The 21,865-nt window shown below is 61.6% G+C and carries 21 protein-coding genes; 9 read left to right on the top strand and 12 right to left on the bottom strand.

Annotated features, from left to right (window positions below):
* Positions 1-3: 3 nt before the first annotated feature.
* From C5P05_RS18915 to C5P05_RS18880, 8 genes are all read right to left on the bottom strand, one after another.
* A complete protein-coding gene (locus C5P05_RS18915) occupies positions 4-1,173 on the bottom strand; it encodes an acyl-CoA dehydrogenase family protein (protein ID WP_198674782.1) in 1,170 nt (389 codons plus the stop codon).
* Positions 1,173-2,600, bottom strand: a complete 1,428-nt coding sequence (locus C5P05_RS18910) for an MmgE/PrpD family protein (protein WP_114971364.1) — start codon at positions 2,598-2,600, stop codon at positions 1,173-1,175. Before C5P05_RS18910 ends, C5P05_RS18915 begins: the two co-directional genes overlap by 1 nt.
* A 97-nt stretch (positions 2,601-2,697) precedes the next feature.
* Complete coding sequence (locus C5P05_RS18905) at positions 2,698-4,311, bottom strand: AMP-binding protein (RefSeq protein WP_114971363.1); 1,614 nt, start codon at positions 4,309-4,311, stop codon at positions 2,698-2,700.
* A 35-nt stretch (positions 4,312-4,346) separates the two neighbouring features.
* Positions 4,347-6,149 carry an AMP-binding protein gene (locus C5P05_RS18900; protein ID WP_198674781.1) on the bottom strand — a complete coding sequence of 601 codons (1,803 nt, stop codon included), beginning with the start codon at positions 6,147-6,149 and terminating at the stop codon, positions 4,347-4,349.
* Positions 6,150-6,232: 83 nt separating this feature from the next.
* On the bottom strand, positions 6,233-7,060 hold the full coding sequence (locus C5P05_RS18895) for an SDR family NAD(P)-dependent oxidoreductase (RefSeq protein WP_198674780.1): 828 nt from the start codon (positions 7,058-7,060) through the stop codon (positions 6,233-6,235).
* Between the two features lie 66 nt (positions 7,061-7,126).
* Positions 7,127-7,543 (bottom strand): MaoC family dehydratase, encoded by a 417-nt coding sequence (locus tag C5P05_RS18890; RefSeq protein ID WP_114971360.1) that lies wholly within the window; start codon positions 7,541-7,543, stop codon positions 7,127-7,129.
* Between the two features lie 10 nt (positions 7,544-7,553).
* Entirely contained in the window at positions 7,554-7,997 is a 444-nt protein-coding gene (locus tag C5P05_RS18885) for a MaoC family dehydratase N-terminal domain-containing protein (protein ID WP_114971359.1), read from the bottom strand.
* A 37-nt stretch (positions 7,998-8,034) separates the two neighbouring features.
* On the bottom strand, positions 8,035-9,219 hold the full coding sequence (locus C5P05_RS18880; protein ID WP_114971421.1) for a lipid-transfer protein: 1,185 nt from the start codon (positions 9,217-9,219) through the stop codon (positions 8,035-8,037).
* A gap of 372 nt (positions 9,220-9,591) precedes the next feature.
* Here C5P05_RS18880 and C5P05_RS18875 point away from each other — a divergent pair, with 372 nt between their 5' ends.
* The 3 genes from C5P05_RS18875 to C5P05_RS35130 all read left to right on the top strand — a co-directional run bounded on the left by C5P05_RS18875 (position 9,592) and on the right by C5P05_RS35130 (position 11,522).
* Entirely contained in the window at positions 9,592-10,692 is a 1,101-nt protein-coding gene (locus tag C5P05_RS18875) for a CaiB/BaiF CoA transferase family protein (protein ID WP_114971358.1), read from the top strand.
* Positions 10,693-10,918: 226 nt separating this feature from the next.
* A complete protein-coding gene (locus C5P05_RS35135; protein ID WP_332871357.1) occupies positions 10,919-11,350 on the top strand; it encodes an MlaA family lipoprotein in 432 nt (143 codons plus the stop codon).
* Positions 11,232-11,522 carry an MlaA family lipoprotein gene (locus C5P05_RS35130; protein WP_332871358.1) on the top strand — a complete coding sequence of 97 codons (291 nt, stop codon included), beginning with the start codon at positions 11,232-11,234 and terminating at the stop codon, positions 11,520-11,522. The genes C5P05_RS35135 and C5P05_RS35130 overlap by 119 nt, the downstream gene beginning before the upstream one ends.
* A 154-nt stretch (positions 11,523-11,676) precedes the next feature.
* On the opposite strand, the gene C5P05_RS18865 is transcribed toward C5P05_RS35130, so the two are convergent.
* The 4 genes from C5P05_RS18865 to C5P05_RS18850 form a co-directional block, all read right to left on the bottom strand.
* The gene (locus C5P05_RS18865; RefSeq protein ID WP_232834573.1) at positions 11,677-12,639 is read right to left on the bottom strand and encodes a site-specific integrase; all 963 of its coding nucleotides are present in this window, start codon (positions 12,637-12,639) and stop codon (positions 11,677-11,679) included.
* Between the two features lie 314 nt (positions 12,640-12,953).
* A complete protein-coding gene (locus C5P05_RS18860; protein WP_114971357.1) occupies positions 12,954-14,177 on the bottom strand; it encodes an ISL3 family transposase in 1,224 nt (407 codons plus the stop codon).
* A 342-nt stretch (positions 14,178-14,519) separates the two neighbouring features.
* Positions 14,520-14,795: a helix-turn-helix transcriptional regulator gene (locus C5P05_RS18855; protein WP_114971356.1), complete on the bottom strand. Its 276-nt coding sequence runs from the start codon at positions 14,793-14,795 to the stop codon at positions 14,520-14,522.
* A 461-nt stretch (positions 14,796-15,256) separates the two neighbouring features.
* Positions 15,257-16,009, bottom strand: coding sequence for an AcaB family transcriptional regulator (locus tag C5P05_RS18850; protein WP_114971355.1), 753 nt, complete (start codon positions 16,007-16,009; stop codon positions 15,257-15,259).
* A gap of 536 nt (positions 16,010-16,545) precedes the next feature.
* On the opposite strand from C5P05_RS18850, the gene C5P05_RS18845 reads away from it, so the two are divergent.
* From C5P05_RS18845 to C5P05_RS18820, 6 genes are all read left to right on the top strand, one after another.
* Positions 16,546-17,112, top strand: coding sequence for a hypothetical protein (locus C5P05_RS18845; RefSeq protein WP_114971419.1), 567 nt, complete (start codon positions 16,546-16,548; stop codon positions 17,110-17,112).
* Positions 17,113-17,174: 62 nt separating this feature from the next.
* Positions 17,175-17,456 (top strand): hypothetical protein, encoded by a 282-nt coding sequence (locus tag C5P05_RS18840; protein ID WP_114971354.1) that lies wholly within the window; start codon positions 17,175-17,177, stop codon positions 17,454-17,456.
* 10 nt (positions 17,457-17,466) lie between these two features.
* On the top strand, positions 17,467-17,661 hold the full coding sequence (locus C5P05_RS34615; RefSeq protein WP_232834572.1) for a hypothetical protein: 195 nt from the start codon (positions 17,467-17,469) through the stop codon (positions 17,659-17,661).
* Positions 17,662-17,850: 189 nt separating this feature from the next.
* Positions 17,851-19,449: an ATP-binding protein gene (locus C5P05_RS18830; RefSeq protein ID WP_114971353.1), complete on the top strand. Its 1,599-nt coding sequence runs from the start codon at positions 17,851-17,853 to the stop codon at positions 19,447-19,449.
* A gap of 3 nt (positions 19,450-19,452) precedes the next feature.
* Positions 19,453-20,460, top strand: a complete 1,008-nt coding sequence (locus tag C5P05_RS18825; RefSeq protein WP_114971352.1) for a DUF7146 domain-containing protein — start codon at positions 19,453-19,455, stop codon at positions 20,458-20,460.
* Between the two features lie 280 nt (positions 20,461-20,740).
* Positions 20,741-21,805: a DUF932 domain-containing protein gene (locus C5P05_RS18820; RefSeq protein WP_114971351.1), complete on the top strand. Its 1,065-nt coding sequence runs from the start codon at positions 20,741-20,743 to the stop codon at positions 21,803-21,805.
* Positions 21,806-21,865 lie beyond the last annotated feature (60 nt).

The following is a 21,865-nucleotide window of genomic DNA, read 5'->3' as shown; positions in this document are numbered from 1 at the left end:
GTCTCAAATCGGGCTGCGCTCCACCAGCTGGGCGGAAATGATCAGGCGCTGCAACTCGTTGGTGCCCTCGCCGATGCACAGCAGCGGCGCGTCGCGGTAGTAGCGCTCGACGTTCATTTCCTTCGAGTACCCGTAGGCGCCATGGATGCGCAGGGCCTCCATCGAGTTCTCGACCGCCGCCTCGCTGGCGAACAGCTTGGCCATGCCCGCTTCCATGTCGCAGCGCTGGCCGGCGTCATACGCCTTGGCGGCCTGCTCCACCAGCAGGCGTGCGGCCTCGGCCCGGGTCGCCATGTCGGCCAGCTTGAGCTGGATCGCCTGGTGCTCGCAGATCGGCTTGCCAAAGGTGCGCCGCAGCTGAGCATAGGCCACCGATTCTTCCAGACAGGCGCGCGCCACGCCGACGCCGCGCGCCGCCACATTGATGCGCCCGAGCTCCAACCCGCCCATCACATGCTTGAAGCCCTGCCCTTCCACGCCGCCGACCAGATTGGCGGCCGGCACGCGGAAGTTGTCGAACACCAGCTCGGCGCTGTCGATGCCCTTGTAGCCGAGCTTTTCCAGCTTTTTGGTGGAGGTAAAACCGGGGCCCTTCTCGCAGATGAACAGGCTCATGCCGCGGTGGCGCGGCTGGGCCTCGGGGTCGGTCTTGACCAGCACGGCAAAGACCTGGCCGTGGATGCCGTTGGAGATCCAGGTCTTGGTGCCGTTGATGATGTAGTGGTCGCCGTCGCGCCGGGCCACCGTGCGCACCGCCTGCAGGTCGGTGCCGCAGTCGGGCTCGGTCAGGGCCAGGCCGCCGCGCAGCTCGCCGCTGGCAAAGCGCGGCAGAAAATGCTGGCGCTGCGCCTCGGTGCCGTTGCGCTGCACGCAGGCGGCCATGATGAGGTGCGAGTTGATGATGCCCGAGACTGACATCCAGACCCGTGCGATGCGCTCCACCACCTTGGCATAGGTGCTGGCCGACAGGCCCAGGCCGCCGTATTCCTCGCGAATGATGCAGCCGAACAGGCCCATGTCGCGCATGCCGGCGACAATGTCGGCCGGCCATTCGTCGGCGTGTTCAAGGCGCTGCGCCACCGGCTTGATCTCGCGCTCGACGAAGCGTTCGACAGCGTCGAGCACCATATTTTCTTTTTCGGCATCAAAGGCCACGGCTTGGCTGGTTGTCATCAGAGGGCTCCGGAAGTGTTGTTGGATTGGGTCAGTGTCTGCGCCAGGGCAGCGGCGTCTGGGGCGCGATCGGCGCTCAGCATGGCGTCGCGCAGGCGCAGCGCCTGCTCGCGCGGCAGGGCCAGCAGCGCGTTGCCCATGAATTTGGCTTCGATGTCGGCGGCCGTGATGGGGCGCCCCGGCGCGCCGCGGTGCGCGGCCTCGCGGTGGCGCAGCTCGCGCCCGTCGTGCGTGCGCACGCGCAGCTCGCCGGAGAAGAAGGTGGGGTAATCGGCATCGGGGTCGGCCAGGTGCTCGATGCGGTCGGCCAGCGCCTGCACCTGCGGGTCGGCCAGGTTGGACGCATCCAGTTCGGCCAGTCCGAGCTGGCCGCGCAGCAGCGCCACGGCAACCAGATGGTGGATGCTGAACTGCGACTCGTACACATTGGCCGGGCGGCGCTTGGCCGCCACCGGCTCGCACACCACCGGGTGCACCCCTTGCGGCAGCAGCACCTGTACCGAAGCGACCTCGTCAGCGCGCAGACCGGCAGCGCGCAGCGCCAGCGCGGCATCGATGCTGGCGTGCGTGAAGTGGCAGGTCGGGTAGAGTTTGACCGCCACTTCCATCAGCTCCCAGCGCTCGCCCAGGCCGCGTGTGCACAGCGCCATATCGGCATTCAGGCCGCGCGCGGCCAGGTGGCTGGCATACAGGCCGAAGCGCCCTTCATAGGGCTGCGACGGGCCGCGGAATCCGGCACCGGCCAGCGCCGTGGCGGTCAGCCCGCTGACGCCGGCCCAGCCCGGGTGCATGCGCTTGGTCCAGGCGCCGTCGCTCAAAAACTCCATGCTGCCGGAGGCCATCGACAGCACCACGCCCTGCGCGTGCGCCAGGCCGGCCTGGTCCAGCCCCATCAGCTTGCCCGCCGCCAGCGCACAGCCGAAAGCGCCCACCAGACCGGTCGGGTGAAAGCCGACGTCGTGAAAGCCGCCGTGGGCCGCCGCACCCAGGCGGGCGGCCACTTCGATCGCCAACACATAGGCCATGATCATCTCGGCCCCGCTGGCATGCCGCTGCGCCGCCAGACCCAGCGCCAGCGGAAAGGCGCTGGCGCTGGGGTGGGTGATGGCGCCAGGGTGAGTGTCGTCAAAATCCAGCCCATGCACCAGGATGCCATTCATCAGCACCGCGTCGCGCAGCGGCAGGGAGGCAAAGGCCCCCATGACGGCGCTGTCACCCGCGCCGCCCAGCGCCTGCAGGCCGCGGTAGGCGCAGTGCGCAAAGTCCTGCCCGGACGAGGCCAGGGCGATGCCCAGTGCGTCGAGCATCAGCAGCTTGGCCTGCTCGACCACGGCCGCGGGCAGCATGTCGGGCTTCAGGCCGTGTGCGAAGGCGGCCAGTTGGGTGGAAATGTTGTCGGTCGCAAGGGTTGTCGTATCACTTGACATGGGGAATCACCTTTCTTGTGTTTTTCGTCTCTGCATCACTCGTGCGAAGCCCGGCTGGCAGGTCGGCCCGCGGGCGGCCTGCCGTGCCTGGTGTTGGTCAGCGCCGGAAATAGTCAGCAAAGGTCTGGCGCACCTTGGCCTTCTGGATCTTGCCGGTTGCCGTCTTGGGCATCGCATCAATCACGAGAAGGGCCTTGGGGCATTTGAACGGGCTGAGTTTTTGCCGCAGCCTGGCCAGCACCTCGTCGGTGTCAATGGTTTCGCCGGGACGCAGCGTGGCCACCGCCGTCACGGCCTCGCCCCAGCGCTCGTGCGCCAGCCCCACCACAACCACTTCAGCGAGTTTGGGTTCGACCGCATACAGGGCTTTCTCGACCTCGATCGAAGCAATGTTCTCGCCCCCGGACTTGATGACGTCCTTGTAACGATCCTCGAACCACAGCATGCCATCGGCGTCGAAATGCCCCACATCACCCGAATGGAACCAGCCGTGCGTGAACGCCTCCTGGGTCGCCTTCTCGTCATGCAGGTATTCGGTCAGCAGGTGCGGGCTGCGATAGACGATCTCGCCCGACTGCCCCCAGGGCAGCAACTGACCCACGTCGTCCATGATGCCAACCTGCACATTGATCGATGGCATGCCCACCGCGCCCGGGTGCGACAACTGATGCTCAGGGCGAAAACAGGTCGAGGCCGGGCTCATTTCGGTCTGGCCGAACATCAGCGAAAGCTCGCAGCCAAACACGTCCATGAGACGGCGCAGGTCATCGTCGGGCATCGGCGCCATGGCATAGACGGCGCGCCGCAGGCTAGACACCGTGCGCGGACGCTGCTGTTGCTCCTCCAGCATCGCGCGGTACATCATGGGCAGGCCGAAAGTCATTGTGATCTGCTCGGCGTCGATCAGATCAAGCAGGTTTTTTGCATCGAACGCTTCGAGGATGTAGAGCGTGGCGCTCGATGCAAGGGTGGGCGTGCAAAAGGCATTGAGCTGCGCGGTGTGAAACATCGGCATCATGGCCGCGACCCGGTCGCCGGCCTTCATTTCGAGGTCAATGACAACACCCAGGGTTTCAAGATAAATCGCCAGATGGTTGCCGACCACGCCCTTCGGTGCCGAGGTGGTGCCGCTGGTATAGAGGTAGGACAGCGCCGCCCGGTCGTCCACCAGAACTTCCGGCTCGGTGGCAGGCTGGCCGGCCCCGAGCTGCTGCAGCGACAGCGACTCGATGCGCTGCGGCAGGCCCGCGTCCGCGGGCACCGGGCCTTCGATCGCAATCACCTCGCGCACGCCGGGCAAGTCCCCCAGGACCAGCGCCAGCTCGCCCAGCCAACGCTGCTGCGCCACCACGCCGCGCACCTGCGCATGGCCAAGCACATAGCTGAGTTCGCCCTGGCGCCAGAACAGGTTCAGCGGCGTGCAGACGACGCCAATCTTGGCGCAGGCGTAGTAGGTGACGAGAAACTCGATGCAGTTGCCCGACATCAGGCCGAGCGCATCGCCGGGGCGGTAACCCAGCGCAACAAGCCCGTGGGCCGAGCGGTTCACCCATTCGTTCAATTCCCGGTAGCTCAGGCGGCGCGGCCCTTCGACCAGCGCTATTTTGTGCGGCGTGCGCGCGGCGCTGCGTGTCAGCATGTCGCCGACGTTGACGCGCCGGCTCAAATTTCCCTGCAAGGCAAATTCAGCTGCGCTGGGGGCTTGGTTCATGGGCTGTCCTTTCGTGTGGTGATCGCGGGAAGCGGTCAGTTGGCGCTGCGGCTGCGATTTTGAGCGAGCCCGAATTTTTCGGTTGCGATCTGTCGCAGCATGAATTTCTGCACCTTGCCCGTCGCGGTCATCGGAAACGCTTCAACAAACATCCAGTACTTCGGTATCTTGAAACGCGCGACCCGACTTTCAACAAAGGCCACCAGCTCGGCCTGGGTGCAGTCCTGCCCCGCCTTGAACTGGACGAATGCGGCGCCCACTTCGCCCATGCGTTCGTCCGGCACGCCGCAAATGTAGACCTGGTTGACCGTTTCGTGGCCGCAGATGATCTCCTCGATCTCCTTGGGAGCGACCTGCTCGCCGCCGATCTTGTACAAGTCCTTGGCGCGGCCGGTGATCTCGTAAAACCCGTCGTCGCGCCGCTTGAAAACATCGCCGGTGCGCAGCCAGCCGTCCTTGTCGATCGCCTCGCCGGTTTCGACCGGCTTGTTGTAGTAGCCACGCGTGACAATGTTGCCGCGCACCGCAAGTTCACCTTCGGTCACGTCCGGCGGCAAGTCCTCCTTGGTCACCGGGTCGATCAGCTTGAACTCCACCAGCGCGCCGGAAAACTCCTCCTGGCCAGCGACGCCCCCCGGCTTTTCCTGGCCGACGGTTTCGGTGATGACCTGCAGCGACGCACCGAAGGGCGTGTACATGGCAGCGGCCGAGACTTCGGTCATGCCCCAGCCGGTGTTCATCTCACTGATGCCCAGGTCGCGCCGCAGCGCCTCCCAGACCCACAGCGGCGTCGCGGCCGCTGCATTGATCATGCTGCGCAATGCGCCGAGGTCATGCTGCTTCAGATCAGGATGGGTCAACAGCGCGATGGCAATCGTCGGGACACTGGCGATGCGGGTCGCCTTGCTCGCCGCCAGCAGCGCCAAGAACTCGCCGGCATCGAACAGCGCCTGCGGTATGTACGCGCCGCCGACGAACAGCGTGGCCAGAAAGCCTTCGACATAGCTGAATATGTGATGCAGGGGCAGCGGACTGGCAAGCCGCTCACCGTCGACGAAACCCTGACTGAATGCGGCGCTGTAGGCGCTGCGCATCAGCATGTCGTGGGTAATCATCACGCCCTTGGGGCTGCCCGTGGTGCCGGAGGTGTAGCAGATCAACACCACTTCGTCCGGGTAGCGCGAGGCCTGCTGGCGCTCGCGCAGCGCCGCGTCGGAGACGCTTTCACCCAACCGCAGGAAGTCCTCCCAGTCCAGCGCGCCCGCATGGCGCGCGCCGCCCGGCGACTTGATGACGACGCCGCGCAGCGCCGCAAACCGCTCTGCGCGCCAGTCGCCTGCGGCGCCGCGCATTTCCGGCAGGATGGCGCTGATCTTTTCGATGTAGTTGCGGTCAGCAAACTTATCCATCGCAATCAGGTAGACGCTGTCCGATTGCCGCACCTGGTATTCGAGTTCAACCACCCCCAGGCGTTCGTTCAGCGGCACGCTGACCGCACCGATTTTCGCCACCGCAAGCTGCAGCAGCGCCATTTCCGGCACCGTCGGAAACAACATCGCCACATGCTCCCGGCGCTTGACGCCGAGCCTGATCAGGCTCTTGGCCAGCCGGTCCACCAGCTGGCGCGATTGGGCGTAGGTATAGCGCCGCTCCAGCGTGACGATATGCTCCCGGCCTGCGAACTCGGTGGCCAGACGGTCGAACCAGTCGCCAATGGTCAGCCGCGACCACACCGGGATTCGCTGCGCCAGGGCCTGCCTTCTTTGCGCCAAGGGCGCGCCCTTGACCGCGGCAGCGCCGCTCCCCGCCTCATGCACAACCGTTTTCGCTTCACTCATGTCTTTGTCTCCTGATAAACCGTCTCTTGCCTTGCTCATGCCGCTGCTGATACGTTGGTGAATCCCGGTGACACTGTTGCGCTTCAGATCATCATGCCGCCGCCGCACACCAGGGTCTGGCCGCTGACGTAGTTGGACTCCGGCGTGCACAGCAGGTAGACCGAGCCAGCCGCCTCGTCCGGCGTGCCTGCGCGGCCCAGGGGGATGCTGCGCTCCATCATCGCCAGCAGATCGGGGTTGACGCCGACCTTGATCTTGCGGCCCTCGACGTCGATCGACGCGTCGCCGCTGGCGGGGGCTTCGGTCAGCCGTGTCTTGATCATGCCGAAAGCCACGCAGTTGACGTTGACCTTGTAGCGACCCCATTCCTTGGCCAGCGCCAGCGTCAGGCCCACGGCACCGGCCTTGGCGGCCGAGTAGTTGACCTGGCCCGCATTGCCGCCCAGGCCCGCAATCGACGAGATGTTGACCACCTTGCGGAACACTTCCTGCCCGGCCTCGGCCTCTTTTTTGGAGGCGGCACGCAAGAAGTCGGCCGCGGCGCGCAGGATCTTGAACGGCGCAGTCAGGTGCACGTCGATGATCGCGTTCCACTGCTCGTCGGTCATTTTCTGGATCACGTTGTCCCAGGTGTAGCCGGCGTTGTTGATGATGATGTCCAGGCCGCCAAAGCCGTCGATGGCGGTCTTGACGAACTTGTCGGCAAAGCCGTCAGCGGTGACGCTGCCGGCACAGGCCAGCGCCTGGCCGCCGGCCTTCTTGATATCGGCCACGGTCTGCTCGGCCGGGGCGGCGTCGAGGTCGTTGACGACCACTTTGGCGCCTTCGCTGGCGAGCTTCATGGCAATGGCGCGACCAATGCCGCGACCCGATCCGGAGACGATGGCCACTTTGCCTTCGAGTTTTTTCATGATGGGTGTCCTTGCTTGTTGATTAAAAGGAAAGAAATAAAAAGTCGGGCCGCCAAACGGCGGGCCTCAGTTCAAGGCAAGCAACGCCTCGCCGGCCAGCGTGATTTCGCCTGTCGCTTTCGTCGCGCTGATTTGAACGCGCACACAGGGCCGGCCTGCATGCTCTAGCTTTTCGACCACCTTGCCACTGCAGCGCACGCGGTCGCCGAGCTGGGTCAGGGCCGCGAAGCGCACGCCATAGCTCAGAATCTGGCGTTGCGGCACCCATTCGGTGAGCGCGCGCCCGAGGTAGGCCATCGACAGCATGCCGTGCGCGAACACGTCCTTCATGCCCGCGCCGTGGGCGAAGTCGATGTCGATGTGGATCGGGTTGTGGTCGCCTGAGGCGCCGGCAAACAGGGCCAGGGTGGTGCGGGTGATGGGCGGCAATTCCAGCACGGGCATGTCGTCACCGACCTCCATCATTTTTACTTGAACGTTCATGAATATTCCTTCAGGCGTGGCGCACGACGATCACCGCGTGCAGGTCGGCCACATGCTCGCCCAACTGGTTGGTGACCCGGGTGTCCTTGACCACGAACTCGAGCGCCCCGCCCTTTTTGTCATAAATATCGCTGACCTTGGACTCCAGGCGCAGCGTGTCGCCGGCGCACACCGGCGCGTGGTAGTCAAAGCGCTGCTCGCCGTGCAGTACCTTGCCGAGGTCGATCTCGAGCGTGTCGATCAGCGTCATCAACGCGCCCGAATCGCCCTCGGCACCAAAGATGAAGGTCGGCGGGGCGACGACGTTGCGGTAGCCCGCAGCACGGGCAGCGGCTTCGTCGGTGTAGATCGGGTCGGTGGCCCCGATCACCTCGGCGAAAAAGCGGATGCGCCCTTTTTCCACCTCCCACAGGGTGGGCGGTGGCGCATAGCCGATGTGTTTTTTGTCAATCATGACTTGCAACTCCTGTTGTCCAGGTCCACGCCTGCGCTCACGCGGCCCGGTAAAGCGTGACGACGCAGGCGCCGCCCAGCCCGAGGTTGTGCTGCAAGGCCACGCGCGCACCCTTGACCTGGCGTTTGTCCGCCGTTCCGCGCAACTGGTGCGTCAGCTCATAGCACTGCGCCAGACCGGTGGCGCCCAGCGGATGGCCCTTGGACAACAGGCCGCCGGACGGATTGGTGACCACCTTGCCGCCGTAGGTGTTGTCGCCATCGAGCACGAATTTCTCGGCGCCGCCCTCCGGACACAGGCCCAGCGCCTCGTAGGTGATCAACTCGTTCTGCGCGAAGCAATCATGCAGCTCGACCACGTTCACGTCCTGCGGGCCGATACCGGCCTGCTGGTACACCTGCTGCGCCGCCTCGCGCGCCATGTCGAAGCCGACCACGCGCATCATGTCGTGCGATTCGAAAGTGCTGGGGAAATCGGTCGTCATCGCCTGGGCGGCAATCGAAACGCGCGTATCGAGCCCGTGCTTTTTGGCGAAGGCTTCGGAGCAGATCACCGCAGCAGCGGCGCCGCAGGTCGGCGGGCAAGCCATCAGGCGGGTCATCACACCCTCCCACAGCACCGGTGCGTTCATCACGTCATCAACCGAGACCTCCTTGCGGAACAGCGCCAGCGGGTTGTTCGCCGCATGGCGGCTGGCCTTGGCGCGGATGCTGGCAAAGGTCGACAGCTGGGTGCCGTACTTGTCCATGTGGGCCTTGCCGGCACCGCCGAAGTAGCGGATGGCCAACGGAATTTCCGGGTGCCCGACCAGCTCGGCAGTGGCGCGATCAAATTCTTCGAAAGGGGTGGGCCGGTCAGTAAACTGGGCCTTGATGGCCCCGGCGGCCATCTGCTCGAAGCCCAGCGCCAGCACGCAATCGACCGCGCCGCTTTCCACCGCCTGGCGCGCCAGGAACAGCGCCGTCGACCCGGTGGAACAGTTGTTGTTGACGTTGACGATGGGAATGCCGCTCATGCCCACCGGGTAGAGCGCGCGCTGGCCGCAGGTGGAGTCGCCATACACATAACCCACATAGGCCTGCTGGATCAGGCTGTAGTCCACACCGGCATCGGCCAGCGCCTGGCGCGTGGCCTTCTCGCCCATCACGTGGTAGGGCTCGCTGGTGCCCGGCTTGGTGAACGGGATCATGCCTACGCCGGCGACGATGACTTTGTGACTCATGATGAACTCCTTAAGTTGAAGCGTCTGTGAACGCAGGTAAATCGTCTTGCCGCCAATGGCCAAACTACCATTGATATGGGCAAAAACGACAGTGCCGCCAGTCTATCTAACGCTTGACAGGTTTGCAAGAAGTATTTACGCTCCCTGTTTTGCGCTTGATTCGGCATCCCGCCCACAACCGTCACCATGGCGCCAAAGTCATCTCGGCCTTCATCGTCGAGAAAGATTCCCCCAGCTTAAAAATGGCTCAAAACTCATGAACGCATAGTCAGGCGCTGCGTGACAATGAGAAAGTGCATGAGGTCAGGCACCGCAGGCTGGGTATCCAACGGCTGGCTTGCGGTTTTAATTCAATTTCAGGAGTAACGACAAATGAGTGGTCCTTTGCAAGGTTTGAAAGTGATCGAGTTCGGCGGCATCGGCCCCGGACCGTTCTGCGCGATGATGCTGTCCGACATGGGCGCCGACGTGATCCGCCTGGACCGCAAGGCCGACAAGGGCAAGGACCGCGGACAGGGCGCCTTCCTGTCCGCCGGCCGGCGCAGTGTGCTGCACCGCGGCCGGCGTTCGATCGCGGTCGACCTGAAATCACCCGAAGACGTGCAGCGGGTGCTGGAGCTGGTCGACGGCGCCGACGCCATCATCGAGGGCTTTCGCCCGGGCGTGATGGAGCGGCTGGGCCTGGGCCCGGACGTGCTGCTGGCACGCCACCCGCGCCTGGTCTATGGCCGCATGACCGGTTGGGGCCAGGACGGCCCGCTGGCGCAGGCCGCCGGGCACGACATCAACTACATCGCACTGTCGGGAGCGCTCAGCCTGATCGGCCGCACGGCAGGCGGGCCGGTGGCCCCGCCGGCCATGCTCGGCGACCTGGGCGGCGGCGGCATGATGCTCGCCTTCGGCATCGTTTGCGCCTTGCTCGAAGCGCGCAGCTCCGGCCGCGGCCAGGTGGTCGATGCAGCCATCACCGACGGTGCCGCCCTGCTCACCTCCATCGTCTGCGACATCAAGGCGCTGGGAATGTGGAAGAACGAACGGCAGGCCAACTTGCTCGACGGTGGCGCGCATTTTTACGACACCTACGAGTGCGCCGATGGCAAGTGGATTTCGATCGCCGCGCTCGAGCCGCAGTTTTATACGCTGTTTCTTGAAAAACTCGGCATCACCGACCCCGAATTTCAACGGCAACGCGATCCGGCCGCCTGGCCGGCGCTCAAGCGCCAGGTCACCGACATCTTCCGCAGCCAGCCCAGCGCGCACTGGTGTGCCTTGCTGGAGGGAAGCGACGTGTGCTTTGCACCGGTGCTGACGCTCGAAGAGGCGGCACGCCACCCGCACAACAGCGCGCGCGGCACCTTCTTTGAGCGCGACGGCGTGCTCCAACCGTCACCGGCGCCGAGATTTAGCCGGACAGTGACCGATCGCCCAGGCCCCGCACCGTTCATTGGCGAGCACGACGACGAACTCTTGTAGCCGGTAAATGACGGGGCAGAAAGAAACGAGCCACGGGACTAACCGTGACATGCATCAGCACTCCACGCACGGAAGCAGTGCACATCGCCGGACAGCCGCGCGATACGGCGATCGGTGAAACGGGCGCGCCACTGGTCCACTCTCCGGCTGTCCCAGCAGGCCCACGGCCAATCCGCGCGATCCACTTGAGCCCTTCAATCGTGGCGTCTTCCCGTTCAACGACGCTGTGGATAAGGCGGTGCTCAAGCCCGTGGCCACCGCCTATCGTGATGTCCTGCCGGCGCAAGTGCGTCGCGGGGTGGGTAATTTTTTTGGCAATCTGGAAGATGCGTGGCCGTTTGTGAACAACGCCCTGCAACTCAAAGGCGAGGCGGCGGCAGACAGCCTTGCCCGTTTTGGCGTCAATACCTTCTTTGGTGTGGGGGGCGTGCTGGACGTGGCTAGCGAGATGCGGATCGAGAAGCACACCAAGGTTTCGGTCATACCCTGGGTTATTGGGGTGGGGGGTCGCGCCCGGTCCCTATCTTGCCCTGCCCTTGCTGGGACCTTCCAGCCTGCGCGAGACGGTGGCACTTCCTGTGGACATGCAGGGCGATATCGTTGGCAACATCGCGCATGTCCCTACGCGCAACACCTTGACCGTGGGGAGAGCCATTGACACCCGGTCGGAATTGCTGAAAGCCACTGCGATACTGGAACATGCTGCGCTCGACAAATACGCATTCACCCGCGATGCCTACCTTCAGCGCCGCCGCAGTACCATCTTCGATGGCAATCCACAGGAAGAAAACGAGGTAAACAAAACGTCTGTTCAAAATAAGCGAAGTTAAACCATGAATCGTCGTTCATTGGCACGCCTGTCGGCCGTGCCGGTCGTGAGTTAACAAGCTCCCAATCAACCATGCTGTGCCGCCCGGCCCGGAGAGCATCAATAAATACAGAGCAAAATGTGGCGGGATTTCGGCGTCAAGTAAACCCGGCACCTCAGATCAGTTCGTCAACCAGAACCGCAATGGTCGGTTTGTGCCTGGAAAACAACTCCCTCACTGCGCTACGCTCACTGATCCCCAGCAAAAGACCGACCTGGCTTTCGTCGGCACCACGCTCATACAGCCGAGAGATAACGGTGCGTCGCACCGATAGTGCAGTCACGCCCTCCAGTTCGGAATACCTGAACAGCTTGCCGTAAGTTTCCAGAATGGGACGGCACAGAAAGCGCCGCTGTCCTTCTTTGCCATAGGGCGTGATCTTGAAACCTTCGCCTGCGGCCGAGAGGAACAAACGGCTATCAGGATCGAGACCCCGATAAGCATCCGCTGTGCATATACCCAGCTTCAGTGCCAGCCGCTCCTGCAGGTACTGCGCCAGCACCTCGTCAAGCTTGGTACTGCTGAAATGCAAGGGTCTGATCTTTCCTGTGATGGCCACGTCGGCCCGTATCTTGGATTCCTGGCGAACGTTGCCGTCCGAATCAAGGTAGTCTCGCACTTCCAGTCGCGCGATTTCCAATGGCCGGGCACCTGTGGCAAACAACATGTAAAACAGGGCGAGATCGTGCCACGGCCGACTGCTGCGGCCCCTAATGCGCTGCGCTGCCTGAACGATTTCCCCGTGGGAGACGATACGTGTCTGCCGGGGACCGAAGGGTGCCGCTGGCTTGAAGGACTCCAGCGCGATCAAGATCGCCTCTCGGTGTATTCGCAGACGGCGGACGAAGGCCGCGCCTTCCTCGTTGAGACCCTGGATGCCCACTACCTTGGTTAACTGGGCCGCTATCGCTTTGATCCGCCGCTCTACGGCGGTACGCGACTTGCCGAACTGGGCAGCGACAACCTCGTACGTCACGCCACTGATCACCGCCTTGAGCATTTCGACAGATTGTGTCACCGACTCATTTGCACTATCAGCGCGTTGATCTCGACCATGTAGCTTGATGTTTTCGTTCATACTAAACCCGTGCTCCTGACATGTTTCTATGCTGAAACGCTTTGCGTAAGGCTGCTAGGGTAAATCGCCAGAAAACATGGGGGGTTTCGGTATTGGCCATTTCCTTTCTAGACAGCGCATATCGAACGTTGGTTGGCGAGACGACCACAATGATCACCGCGTGCTGCCTTGCAGCGGCGAGAATGCCAACCCAGGGGAAACGGAGCGCAGCCACATCAACAGCGGCCGCTGGTCGAGTGGCACCAAACTTTTCGAAATTGAGAAGAAAACTATTTATGTTTTCGGAGCTTCGTTGAATTCACTGTGAATTTTTCCTAGGCCATCGCCAAGTTCAACCTGCCACAATGAAACAGAATCCTTGCCCGGTAGTTGGTGAAGTTACGGAACCCACGGGCATTTGCCTTGATGAGTTGGATGGCACTGTTGAAACCTTCTGCACAGGCGTTGCTGATTCTGTGTTTACTGAAGTTGAGCAGCCCGTCTTCGTGGCGCCTGAGCATCTTGACTACCTTTTTGACTGGCTCCAACTTGCTGCGCATCGCGTTGTTCGACCAGGCCTTGAAGAAGCGTCTGGCAGCACCCTTGTAGCTGTAGCTCCAGAACTGGCTGAAGTTTTCCTTGATGCACCAAGCTCTGCTGGTTTTCAGGTTGAGCTGGTTCAAGGCCCGAAACGCGATGGCCTCGGCGCTACGGCCGTCGGGATACTTTTTCAGCCATGCCCATTTGCTGCCTGCCAACGGGGATGTGCCCGCTTGGGACAATTTGCGGTGTTCCTGCTTTCTCACCGCATCCACCGCCTCGCCGAGGTACTTGGAGATGTGAAACTTGTCGTGCACGATGTCCGCCTGCGGCATGCTTTGCCTGGTTGCACTCATGTACGCAGGCCACATATCCATGGCCACCGCCTTGACCGACAGGCGTTGCGCCGGCGTGAGCGTCTCCAACAAACCAACGGCCGCTTCAAGCTTTCGCTCTGGCACCAAGTCAAGTACCCGCGAGCGGTCGATGTCGGTCAGGATGCTGGCATAGGTGTGCCCCTTCTCAGAACTCTTCTCATCGATTCCAAGGTACGCAATCTCTTCCTCCGTACGCCGCAGCATGCCTCGCTCCACGGCGCTGACCATGATGGCATTGACCGTGCTCCAGGACAGTCGGGTGAGCGTACAGACTGCTTGCGTGGTGGGACAGGCCTCAAGCAGTTTGATAACAAACCCCGCCATCAAGGTGGTGACCCGGCTGTAGCGCTCCGCCCAGGGCACCGTCAACTCTTCGACCGTGCCGTCACTGAATTTGAGTTGGGGAATACGCGCCTTGATGACCGTCTCAAACTGGCATGTATCCAGATGACGCCACTGGCGCTCGCTCCAACCATTGATGTGCGCTCTCTTGGTCGCATCAGTGGGGTCCGCCCACACCTTACCTTTCTTCAAAACAACTTCGACCACCACACGCTGGTCTGCCAAAGAAAGATCTACCTTCTTGACCGACCAAGGTGCCTTCAGCCCAAGAAGTTGCTCATACAGCGCGGTGTCTTTCATGTTCAAGCTGGTAATTTTGAAGCACTGGATTGTCCCGCAGCGAGCAGAAAATCACAGTGAAATTGATGAAGAACCATGTTTTCAAAAACAATTAAGGTCTGCGATCTGCTATCACGAATGGCACACGTTCGCTGGCACATCGGAAGCAGCTATCTTGATCGGGAGCAAGACTTGAGGCTTTCCCAAAATGACGATAGTCGCCGCTGACGGATTTCTGGTCGCACATAGGCTGACAGCTAACCGCGATGCCATCTTGAGTATTCGGCACCATATCTCAAACTGACAGCCTTGTCCAATGACCATGGTTGCAAGCCCTGCAGCAGCCATCTACCCAAATGGGGGTCATCCGCTTCGTGCGCCATCTGCCGATCCTCCTCCCTGCTCCGCAATCCAGCGCCGGACGTCCTCTGCTCGCCACACTGTAACGCGAACGGAAAGTTTCACCGGCGCCGGGAAGGACCGAGATTGGATACGCCGCCATAAAGTGGACTTTGAGATCGGTACAAACGCCAGCACCTGCGGCTGCCGTAGAAAGCCGGTCTCAGGCAATGTGGGCGCTAGCGACGGGATAGAAAACGTCGCCGTAGGGAAGGATGAAATTGAAGGTTGCTTGGGCATGATCTGGCCTCGTCACGGCATACGCCGATAAAGGTTTGACCCACACTGTCGCGGCCGCACTAGGTCAGGATTGCGCACGCCGATAGAAACGCTGAACTCGTCGTGACACCGCAGGCGTTCCGGTCATGCGGTATGAAAATAGAGACAAAACTTCACTTTTCGCATCAGGAAAAGTGCGTATGGAAATTCAAATGATTCAATCCGCTTGCGTAGGATGGAGACCGGAATGGCGCTCAAATTATTTGGGAGAAGGCAGGTATCGACTGCGACGCCGTTGTGTGAACAACGGGGGAGACACCAGACGCACGGCTTTAGACCGCCACCGGTGAGGCCCCGATGTGGATTTATATCCGTTAACGGGCTATGACCATACAAAAAAGTGTCTTACCCCCTAAAACGCGGTAGAGGTCGGATCATTACATGTGGCGGTTGGACCGCTCACCGGAACCACACATAGGCAGTCACGACTCTCCTTTGGTATTTTGCTCTACAAAATCAATCCCATTGCGTGCGTCCGCGCCGACTTCCGCGTCATCGCCTGTTACGACCTCAGTGTTCGGGCCTTCGGCTACGTCGCGCCCTGCGCCGCCCGACACGCGCTCGGTACCCTCGTCATCCCGATTCCCCAACGCATTCATCCGTCGCCGCAGCCCCATTGCAAAATTCCGCGCCCCATTGGCAACATTTCGCACCTGGCGTTTCAGACCGGCCCGCTGGATGTCCACCGCCTGCGCCGTGATGACCTCATGGATCTCCAAGGTTTGCAACAGTGGCATGAGTTGATCAAGCTTCCCCAACACTTCCAGGTAACGCCGACCGGCGGACGACATGACTCCCACATCGACCTCAAGCGGAACCGTATCGTAGGTCGCCACGCTGGTCACGCCGTGCATTTTGAACAACACTTCGGCACCATCAATGGCTTTGTTGAGACTCTCATTCACGGCATCCATCTGAGTCCGAATGGCTGTCTCCACCTTGGCAACGTCTTCGTGATCCAGCCGAGTCCGGGCAATTACCGAAATAAAGTGGGTATTGAGCTGAAGCGTACTGAACAGCCGCACAAAGAAGCGTTTGCCCTCTGCGCTGGTAAAACGAGCCCGCATCTTCAGGCTGGCCGCCTCGATGCGACGAAAATCGGCCTTGGTCTCCTTGGCTAGAATGCGCGCGTTGACGCCACCCTCATCCATCTTCACGATTTGAATATCAGACATGCTCAAGCTCCTCTGAATGCCATGTTGCAAGCGATCATCCGCACCCTCGCCTGCATTCACCACGCGCAATGCTTGTCACTTGGGCACCTTTTCGGAATCAGCATCGGTTTTGCGGTGTTTGGGGCTTGACCCTGCATTTCGGTGCCGCTACCTTAGCATCATGCAGCAGCTAGCCCTGCATTCAAACACGGCAAGCCCTGGAGTTTGTAATTGACAGGTGCACCCTCTCGCCTTGTGGGTTGAAGGGGCATAACTTGTAGTCGCATCGCCAAAGATGTCCATGCTGTGATGCCGTCGAAGCGGCTTCCGAGGTGACGGCGAGATGGAGGTGCTCTGTTTCCTCCGCGCCCTCCCCCCGAAAGCTTTCTTCGATCGGTCGCTGGCACACCGATCAAGGCGGTTCGTATCGCTTTCAAGCCAGCCCTGGAGTCCTTTTCCCATAGCCGCCGGTTTTGTACTGGCAATTCATCACCCCGTGCGGGCATTCGCCCTCACCCCTGATGCGCGTTGCCTTCGCATTTTTCCTGGAGGCAACCATGCTGAACCCGAGCGCATTTCCCCCTGCACTCCACCCTGCTTCTGCGGGGTTTGTATTCCAACCTTTTGCAGCGGCCTCGCACCTGCGACCCGCAGCTATTTCCGATCAAGGCACCATCGATGACCCGCTGGACGATGATGCATCACCGGTCGAATGGAGCGAAGAAGACATCGTCTTCCTGCATTGGCGCCTGTTGCAGGAGATCGGCCACCTGGCTGACCCGGACAAGCCGCTGGAAGAGAAGTTCGACACCCTGCGCTGGATTTTCACCGAGCGCGAGAAAGACCGGCAGCCCTTTTCTTTCGTGAATTGCCTGCGCGTCGTCGGCTGTAGCCCACTGTCCCCTATCGCCTACTGCGGTCTGGTCGATGCGCAGGAAGTCCGTGATCGCATCCAGAACAGCCTGAAAGCCTGGCTCTCAGCCACGCTGGAGCGCTACCCGGTCTGGGTGCGTGAAGCCGTCATCCGAAACCCCGAGTGGGCAGAGGCACGACTGCTCAAAAACCCCCAGTGGATTAACGAGCAGCTCAAGCGGCTGTCGGTGCAGGACGACCTGTTCGCCTGACCCTCCCCACCCTACAGGTTTACCTATAGATCCGCAAGCCTGGTCATTTTTAGGAGTAGACCATGTCCACCCTCAAGGACGCCCTGTGCCTGCTGGCGATATTTTTCGCCTACGGCATCACGGGACACATGGATGACGAAGACGCCGTACTGCTGGAAGAAACCCAGCAGCACTTGCGACACTCGGCATCCACCGACTGCTGGCCGACGAACCCCTCGCCGACCGGCAATTCTGCAACGCAGGTTCGTCATCTGGGGTCCGACCCCCAGCACGACGACCTGTCAGATCCCGCTTCAGGCCCTGCGCCAGAAGCGATTGAGCTTTGCCAGCCCATCATCTACTGAGGAATCCACCATGCCAACCCATGTAGCCATTCCCGGCAACGACATGCCGCTGCTGAACGTCCGGGCACCGGAGCACATCGAGTTCCTGGTGAAGGAAAGCGAAGTGCTCACTGGCAAACCCGGTCACATTCGTCATCGCCGGTGCCGACCGCCTGAGCTACCGGGTGCAGTGGCACCCGATGGGCTCCAAAGTCGAGCGGCTTGACACACACGGGCAGGCCCTGAGTTCCCAACACCTGCTGCCCTGGGAGTTTCTCGATCACAGCGTGGTCGAGGCCCTGCGCGCGAGGCACCTGTTCACCCCATTGGTTCGCCGTCCCGGCTGACCGTCTATTTCCCCATGGCGGGCCTATCCCGCCTGGGGCAGTTTCCGCCTGCATTCAAGGAGAATTTCATGCAGATACAGGTTCGAATCAACGAGGAAGGCACGCTGCGCAACCAGCGCTACGCCTTCACCGATCGCTTCACACTCATTTCCGAGCTGTTGCAAAACGCCCGCAGAGCCGGTGCGACGCAAATTGGAATCCGCCACGACGCGGTCTCCAAGGTTCTGCTCGTCACCGACGACGGCCGTGGCATCGACGATTTCCAGAAGCTCCTGAGCTTCAACGAGTCCGGCTGGGACGCGTCCACCTGCGCCGAGGAACGCCCCTTTGGGGTGGGTTTCTCCAAATGCCTTTATGCCACTTCGCGCTGTGTCGTGACTTCTGGCTGCCAATGGGTCGACTTCGACACCAGCGCCGCGCTGGCCAAGTCGCCCATTGAGGTGATGCAGGTCGGGGAATCCGACGCCATCGCCGGAACGCGGATCGAACTGCACGGGGTTGACCTGCCCGACCTGGGGGCACGCATCGCGACTTTGTGCCTGGGTTTCCCGGTGCCGGTGCTGTTCAATGGCCAAGCGCTGGAACGGCGCTTGGCCGAAGCACACCTCGCGACGATGCCAAGCCCGATGGGGACAGTCCATCTCACGGGCAAGCACGATGGCAAACACAGCCACCACACGATGGTGTTCCTGCAAGGGTTTTGTGTCCTGAACACGAGCTACCACCTGCTGGGAGATGTCAACGTCGTGCACCTGGATTCGCGCCAGTTCGTGGCTCGCCTGCCGGACCGCGACAAGCTGATCGACGAGGACGTTCAGCGCAAACGCATTGAGGCCGAGTTGAAGGAGGGCTGGCGCCGAATACTGGAAGTCGCCAAGGCCCAGCTCTCGCCTGATCGCTTCGTCGAAATCTACTACGCCGCGATGCGGGCCTGGGGACATGTCGACCTGCTCAATGACCTTGATGTGCTGCCATGCGAGTTGTTTGACGCCATCGTCGGCTACCCGATTCTGGACAACGCCAGCCACCGTGACTACGTGCAGCCAGTGACGACCGCACCGACACGCGAAGCCATCGAAAGCGGTGCGGTGACCCTGGTCGACCTCGATTGGCTGAGCGACGACAACGCTGGCCGCTGGATGCTGGCCAGGGCCAGGGACTATCTGGTGTTCGGTTGGAATGGCTTGCACGCCGATCACTGGGTACATCACCACGTGCGCTACTTCGAATTCGAAGCGTTGACTGTCGAGGCGCTGTCAGAACAGCACCGCACGGTCCTGGAGGGACGTTGGGTCTGGCCAACCGTCATCCTGTGCGGAGCGGTACGGATCAAGGTCGGTGGCGAAACGGTGGAGATCACCGATGCTGGCATCTACCATGGCGACACCTTGTACATCCCTGCTGGCGAAACCTCGGGGGAGCCGGTACGTCAGGCCTCGTCCTTTACGGACGAAAACGGCCAGTTCCTTGAGAGCGACCTGGATGCCGACCGCAGCACGCTGGCCGATCTGATTAGTCACCTGCGGTCCGTCGATCCGGTTCAAACGCTGGATTCACTGATGCAGACACTGAAACTCGGCAAGTACCCGCTGCTGCATGGCAAGACCTTCCAGTTAAACGTCGGCACGGGATCAGCACCCAGTCACTCGATTGAACTGGTGGGGTGAGCCATGCATAACGCTGAGTACGCCGCCCGCGTCGACGACGTCAAACGTCGCGCGCATGGGCGCTGGACCGAGATTCTGGGCTGCCTGCAAGTGGACGAGCGCATTCTCAAAAAGTGCAATCTCCCCTGCCCGCTGTGCGGCGGCACCGACCGCTTCCAGTACACCGACAAATTCGGCGAGGGCAACTACCACTGCCGCAGTTGCGGCCCGGGCGGTGGCTTCAAGCTGCTACAGGCGGTGAAGGGGATCGATTTTGCTACCGCTCTGCGGGAAGTCGAGTGTTGCGTCGGCACGGTCCTTCCCGCCCTGAAGGCCATCTCGATCGAGCCATCGGCCGAGCGCATGAAAACACTTGCCAAACGGATCTGGGATGAAGCCGTGCCGGTGACCGCCGGTGATGAAGTGGATCGCTATCTGCGCGGACGGGGACTGGCACTGCCGGCCTACCCGAAGGTGCTGCGTTTCCACCCGGCGCTGGGGTACTTCGAGAAGGATGCTGGCGGCAAGTCGCGCAAGGTGGCCGAATACGGCGCCATGCTGGCTTGCATCCAGGGTCCCGACGGCCATGCCGTCACCTTGCACCGAACCTACCTCAAGGACGGGCAGAAGGCCATGGCACGCGATGCGAAGAAAGTTCTGTCAGCCGGAATCAACGGCGCAGCAGTGCGTCTGTTCGAGGCCACCGAGGAGCTTGCGCTCAGCGAAGGCATTGAAACCGGTATCGCCGTCCACCTGGCAACCGGCAAACCAGTGTGGGCCGGGCTCAATGCCGGCAACCTGGAGAAGCTGTGGTTGCCTGACTCCGTGCGGCGGGTCTGTATCTATGGCGACAACGACGCCAACGCGGACTTTGACGGTCAGACCTTTGCCTTCGCACTGGCACGTCGGCTGAAGAAAGAAGAACGGCGAACCGGCCCCCGGCTGGTGCAGGTCTTCCTGCCCAGGCAAGCCGGAACGGACTGGGCTGATGTGTGGCGCACGCGGGTGGAGAACACCGTGCTTTCTTCATAGGTTTTATGGGGGTGTGGCCGAAAGGCCGCACCCGCCTTTTCAGCATCACTGCGCGCCACTGGTGCGGTGACGGTGAAAAGGTTCCTCAGGTTTCCCCCACTGGTAGCTGTCAGACCAGGTTGTGCCCCGTGCACAGCAAAGACAGCCCTGGAGTTCTGGCGTGATTCATTTCACGCCCTTCGTGGATCGGATTCTCCGATTCGTCATCGACCCTCGTGGGGATGCGCATGCCCCAAAGAGGTGATGCCGTCCCCGTTTTTCTTACTGATTGGAGATTGCTATGAAAAATGGACGTTCTCTTGTGAGCCTGGCCCAGGAACTGGAGCGCCAGTTGAGCTCGAAAAAAGATCTGGTGGTGTCGTCACAATTGCTGCGGCACGACACCAACGATGAAGGGGCGACCCGCCTCGTCATCGAAGAAAGCGGTGGCCCCGCCAGGTACGGCATCACGCCCCTGGCGCGGCGTCAGTTGGCAGAAAAGCTTAAGATCCCCTACGCCTATTTCGAGCGGATGCGGCACGAGCAACCGGTTCTGCTGGACCGCAATGTGAACACCTGGCTGCAGAGCGAAGATGATCGACGCATGATCCGCACGCTGGACGGCCAAGTCCGGGCCGTGCTGTCAGATCGCTACCGTCGACTCGACAACTTCGACCTCGCCGAAAGTGTGCTGCCTATCCTGCAGCAACTACCCGAGGTGAAATTCGAATCGGTGGAGTTGACGGACACGCGCATGTACCTGAAAGTGGTAACACCACGCCTAAAGTATGAGATGGCCCCGGGCGATATCGTGCAAGCCGGCGTGGTGATCACCAACTCTGAAGTGGGCCAGGGAACACTGTCGGTGCAGCCGCTGCTATACCGTCTGGTGTGCCGCAACGGCCTGATCGCATGGGATCGCTCGCTGCGCAAGACCCATGTCGGACGGGCGCTGGGCGCCGAAGACGATGGCATCACGGTGTACCGAGATGACACCCTGCGTGCCGACGACAAGGCATTTTTCCTGAAGGTTCGCGACGTGGTGCAGGCAGCGGTGTCTGAGGCGACCTTCCGCCAGATCGCGCAAAAGATGCAAAAGACTTTGCATATTCCGCTCGCCGGTGATCCGGTCAAAACCGTAGAGGTTCTGGCCAGTCGCTATGACCTGACGGATACCGAACGTTTAGGCGTTCTGCGGCATCTGATCACGGAAGGCGACCTTTCGGGCTACGGGCTTGTGAATGCCGTCACCCACTTCTCACAGGAAGTGGATGACTATGATCGGGCGACCGAATTCGAAGTGCTGGGCGGCAAGCTGATCGAGTTGCCGGCTGAGGAATGGAAAGGACTGGCGCAAGCCATCTGACCCGTTCAGTGGGCTCGCAACAGCTTGGGTTCTCGCCCATCAGCCTTCGGGCTGCGTGGG

The sequence above is a fragment of the Rhodoferax ferrireducens genome (assembly GCF_003347515.1).
Lineage (GTDB): Bacteria > Pseudomonadota > Gammaproteobacteria > Burkholderiales > Burkholderiaceae_C > Rhodoferax.
Note: the sequence above shows the minus strand (reverse complement) of the source record. Positions and strands in the feature narration are given on the sequence as shown.